The sequence below is a fragment of the Streptomyces sp. SID11385 genome (assembly GCF_010548245.1).
Lineage (GTDB): Bacteria > Actinomycetota > Actinomycetes > Streptomycetales > Streptomycetaceae > Streptomyces.
The window spans coordinates 1-4,482 of sequence record NZ_JAAGLR010000321.1 but is presented as its reverse complement, the minus strand read 5'-3'; the positions used below and the strand labels follow the sequence as shown (position 1 = coordinate 4,482).

At 72.8% G+C, this 4,482-nt stretch carries 5 protein-coding genes and 2 pseudogenes; 2 read left to right on the top strand and 5 right to left on the bottom strand.

Features of this window, described 5'->3' with window-relative positions:
- From G3I42_RS09795 to G3I42_RS09775, 5 genes and pseudogenes are all read right to left on the bottom strand, one after another.
- Nucleotides 1-276, bottom strand: a pseudogene (locus G3I42_RS09795) (urease accessory protein UreF); the annotation flags it as partial.
- 88 nt (nucleotides 277-364) lie between these two features.
- On the bottom strand, nucleotides 365-2,113 hold the full coding sequence (locus G3I42_RS09790) for an urease subunit alpha (RefSeq protein ID WP_164284337.1): 1,749 nt from the start codon (nucleotides 2,111-2,113) through the stop codon (nucleotides 365-367).
- Nucleotides 2,100-2,459: an urease subunit beta gene (locus G3I42_RS09785; protein WP_164284335.1), complete on the bottom strand. Its 360-nt coding sequence runs from the start codon at nucleotides 2,457-2,459 to the stop codon at nucleotides 2,100-2,102. Before G3I42_RS09785 ends, G3I42_RS09790 begins: the two co-directional genes overlap by 14 nt.
- 74 nt (nucleotides 2,460-2,533) lie before the next feature.
- On the bottom strand, nucleotides 2,534-2,836 hold the full coding sequence (locus tag G3I42_RS09780; protein WP_164284333.1) for an urease subunit gamma: 303 nt from the start codon (nucleotides 2,834-2,836) through the stop codon (nucleotides 2,534-2,536).
- Between the two features lie 238 nt (nucleotides 2,837-3,074).
- A complete protein-coding gene (locus G3I42_RS09775) occupies nucleotides 3,075-3,371 on the bottom strand; it encodes a type II toxin-antitoxin system Phd/YefM family antitoxin (protein ID WP_164284331.1) in 297 nt (98 codons plus the stop codon).
- A 151-nt stretch (nucleotides 3,372-3,522) separates the two neighbouring features.
- Between G3I42_RS09775 and G3I42_RS09770 the strand changes: the two are divergent.
- Nucleotides 3,523-4,161 (top strand): annotated as a pseudogene (locus G3I42_RS09770) (ATP-dependent Clp protease proteolytic subunit).
- A 4-nt stretch (nucleotides 4,162-4,165) separates the two neighbouring features.
- Nucleotides 4,166-4,482: hypothetical protein (locus tag G3I42_RS09765; RefSeq protein ID WP_164284329.1), on the top strand; the 317-nt coding region annotated here is incomplete at its 3' end.

Here is a 4,482-nt window from a genome sequence, read left to right as displayed (position 1 = left end):
GAGCCTGCGGGCCGCCGCGCGCAGGGCCGGGGAGGGGGTGCGGGCGTCGGCGGCGCGGTCGAGCGCGAGGGGATCGAGTCCGTCGGCAGCGGCGGCGGCGAGCGAGGCGGCGACGAGACCGGTGGTGTGCGCGCGGCCGAGGCAGTACGCGTACAGGTCGGCGGGGCTTTTGATCCGCCCGTCCGCGACGGCCTCCTCGGCCCCGCCGGAGTGCGCGTGACCCCCGGCGGGGAGCCTGCCGTCGGCGAGGACGAGCAGGGCGGAGGGGACCGGCACGGGTGGGGCCTTTCTCGCGGGCGGGGCGTGCGGGCGGGTTTGCGGGGGGGGACCTGCGGGTGGGCGGACTCGCGCGCGACCGGAGGGTTCAGAACAGGAAGTACCGCTGTGCCATGGGGAGTTCCGCCACCGGTTCGGGTTCCACGAGTTCCCCGTCGATCGTCACCGCGAAGCTGTCGGGGGCGACCTCGACGCGGGGCAGCGCGTCGTTGAGCCGCATGTCCGCCTTGCCGAGGCCGCGCGTCGAGTGGATGGCGGTGAACGTGCGGCGCAAGCCCAGTCGTTCGGGGAGATCGTCGTCAAGTGCCGCCTGGGTGACGAAGTTGAGCGACAGCCCGGCAGGTGCGGCGCCCATGGCACCGAACATGGGGCGGGGCAGGACGGGTTGGGGCGTGGGGATGGACGCGTTGGCGTCGCCCATCTGGGCCCAGGCGATCTGGCCGCCTTTGAGGACGAGTTGGGGTTTCACGCCGAAGAACGCCGGGTCCCACAGCACGAGATCGGCGAGCTTGCCCGGCTCGACGGAACCGACCTCGGCGTCGATGCCCTGCGCGAGCGCCGCGTTGATCGTGTACTTCGCCACGTACCGCCGTGCGCGCAGGTTGTCGGCGCGCCCGTCCCCCGGGAGGCTGCCGCGCCGCCGCTTCATGACGTGCGCGGTCTGCCAGGTGCGCAGGATCACCTCCCCGACGCGGCCCATCGCCTGGGAGTCCGAGGACATGATCGAGATGGCGCCGAGGTCGTGGAGGATGTCCTCGGCCGCGATCGTCGACGGGCGGATGCGGGACTCGGCGAAGGCGAGGTCCTCCGGGACCGCCGGGTTGAGGTGGTGGCAGACCATCAGCATGTCGAGGTGTTCCTCGACGGTGTTGACGGTGTGCGGGCGGGTCGGGTTGGTGGAGCTGGGCAGGATGTGCGGGAGCGAGACGGCCGTGATCATGTCGGGTGCGTGCCCGCCGCCCGCGCCCTCGACGTGGAAGGCGTGCAGGGTGCGGCCGCGTACGGCGGCGAAGGTGTCGCCGACGAAACCGGCCTCGTTCAGCGTGTCGGTGTGGATGGCGAGTTGCGCGCCGGACTCCTCGCACACGTCGAGGCAGGCGTCGATGACGGCGGGGGTCGCGCCCCAGTCCTCGTGGATCTTGAACCCGACGACGCCCGCGCGCAGTTGGTCGCGCATCGAGGCGTACGAGGTGGTGTTGCCCTTGCCGAGGAAGCCGAGGTTGACGGGGCTGTTCTCCAGGGCCTCGAACATGCGGGCCAGGTGCCAGGAACCGGGGGTGATGGTGGTGGCCTTCGTCCCCTCGGCGGGTCCCGTGCCGCCGCCGACCATCGTGGTGACGCCCGAGCCGATCGCCTCGTCCACGAGCCCCGGCGAGATGAAGTGCACGTGCGTGTCGATGCCGCCGGCGGTGAGGATCTTCCCGTTGCCCGCGATGATCTCCGTCTCGGGGCCGATGACGAGGGCCGGGTGCACGCCGTCCATCGTGTCGGGGTTCCCGGCCTTGCCGAGCGCGACGACCCGCCCGTCGCGGATGCCGATGTCGGCCTTGACGATGCCCCAGTGGTCGAGGACGACGGCGCCCGTGACGACGGTGTCGGGGGCGCCGTCGGCGCGGCTCGCGCGGGACTGGCCCATCGACTCGCGGATGACCTTGCCGCCGCCGAAGACCGCCTCCTCGCCCGCGCGCCCCGGGCCGCCGCAGCGGTCCTCCTCGATCTCGACCAGCAGGTCGGTGTCGGCGAGACGGACGCGGTCCCCGGTCGTGGGCCCGTAGAGATCGGCGTAGGCGGGCCGAGCGAGGGTGTACCGGCGGGGGTCGGGCTCAGGTGTCGTCACGGGTGGCTCCCTCGTCCGGTACGGCGGTGGGGGTACGGGCGTCGAGCGGACCCGCCGTCTCGCCGCGCAGGCCCGCGACGAAGCGGGCGCCGGCGAGCGGGACGAGCGCGACCTCGGCGGGGATGCCGGGCTCGAAGCGGACGGCCGTCCCGGCGGGGATGTGGAGCCGCTTGCCGTGCGCGGCCGCGCGGTCGAAGTCGAGGCCGGGGTTGGCCTCGGCGAAGTGGTAGTGCGAGCCGACCTGGACGGGCCGGTCGGCGCGGTTGAGGACGGTCACCACGGTGACCTCGCGGCCCTCGTTGTAGGCGACGGGCTCCTCGGCGTACAGGATCTCCCCGGGAATCACGCGGGCCTTTCCCTTCGGGCGACGGACTCGGGCGTCGGACGCGGGCGACCGGCTCGGACGGCCGCACCGGTGGTTCACACGATCGGCTCGTGGACGGTCACGAGCTTGGTGCCGTCGGGGAAGGTGGCCTCGACCTGCACCTCGTGGATCAGCTCGGGAATGCCGTCCATGACATCGGCGCGCGTGAGGACTTCGCGTCCCGAGGCCATGAGTTCGGCGACCGTACGGCCGTCGCGCGCCCCTTCGAGCAGGTGCGCGGTGATGAGGGCGACCGCCTCGGGATGGTTGAGCCTGAGCCCCCGCTCCCGTCGCCTGCGCGCCACGTCGGCCGCCACATGGATCAGCAGCCGTTCCTGCTCGTGCGGGGTGAGGTGCACGCGCCTACCACCTTCCACTCGTCCTGCCGGAGACGCCCGGCGAGGCGAAGCCGAGGCTAACGGCGAACGATTTCCGGCGCGTTACGCGGCGGACCGGGCACGCGGGGCGAGAGGTGCGCGGTCGCGACGGGGGCGGGGCGGCTCGTATACGTGGGGCGGGACGGGACCCGTACGGCTTCTGGGCGCGCGGCCGAAGGGACACCCACGGTTTCTGGGCGCGGCCGAGAGGGCGTCGCCGTCAGTGCGACTGCCCCGGTGGGCGGTGTTCGGCGGCGATGCCGAAGCGGAAGGGGTCGGCGGGGGGCGCGGGTTCGGGCAGCGACGTGACGCTGCCGAGGGAGGGCGTCGGCCGTGCCGCCTCCGCGGCCTCTTCGGCGTCGAGGGCCGCGAGGCGGTCCAGGTCGGCCGCCGAGACGAGCGCGGCGAGGGGTTTGCCGTGGCGGGTGACGACGACGCGTTCCTCGCCGTAGACGACCCGGTTGATCAGGTCGGCCAGCTCGGCACGGGCTCGCGTCACCGGGATCTCGTAAACCATGGAATCCACCTTAAATCGCGCGACCGCTCTCGCTGTCGGCGTAATCCGGGCGTCCTTGTTGCGCGAGGCCCCGCAGCTGACACAGACTCACGTACGTTCTGTACAGAATTTACAGGACGTACATTTTGAACGCAGCTCAGGAGGCACCGCCTTGCCGTCCATCGACCGGTCCCCCTTCGCCCGCCACGTCCTCCCCGAGTTCACCGAGCGCACCAGCTACGGCACCCGCACTCTTGACCCGTACTCCCGGCTCCTGGAAGGTCGGATCGTGTTCCTCGGCACGCCGCTCGACGACACGGCGGCGGCGGATCTGGTGGTACAGCTCATGCACCTGGAGTACGCGGCCCCCGACCAGGACATCTCCCTCTATCTCAACTGCCCGGGCGGCAGTTTCACCGCGCTGACCGCCGTCTACGACACGATGCGGCACCTCGCGTGCGACGTCGCGACGTACTGCCTCGGACAGGCCGTATCCGTCGGCGCGGTCCTGCTCGCCTCGGGCGCCGCGGGCAAACGCGCGGCGCTGCTGGGGGCGCGGATCGTGCTGCGACAGCCCGAGCTGCCCGAGGCCATGCGGGGACAGCCGAGCGATCTGGCGGTGTAGGCCGAGGAGTTGGCGCGCGAGCGCCGCACGACGGAACGGCTCCTGGCGGAGCACACGGGACGGACGGAGGAGCAGGTGCACGCGGACATGGAGCGCGATCTCGTCCTGACGGCGACGGAGGCGCGGGAGTACGGGATCGTCGACGACCTCGCCGACCGGCGCGCACCGCGACCCGGGCCCAGGTGAGCGCGTGCTGCCACCCGAACTCCCGCCGCTGCCCGCGCTGACCCGCGCCGAGGGCGAACTCGTCGACCACTACCTCGCCACCGCGGAACTGCTCGGCCGGGTCAATCCCGCACGCGGCGACGACACGTACGCGGCCCTGCGCGCCGCCCAGGCGCTCGTCGCCGAGGTGACACGGCTGCGGGACGCGCTGGCGCTGATGCACGCGCGCGGCGAGACCGAGCTGCACCGGGCCACGCTGGAGCGGGCCTTGCGCGTCCTGGACGGGGAACGCCGGACGGGGCGGGTCGCGGTGCCGCCCGCCGGGGCGGCCGACACGAGCGG

Coding starts and splice junctions, on each gene's coding strand:
- G3I42_RS09775 (WP_164284331.1), bottom strand. CDS start 3,371: ATGGTTTACGAGATCCCGGTGACGCGAGCCCGTGCCGAGCTGGCCGAC.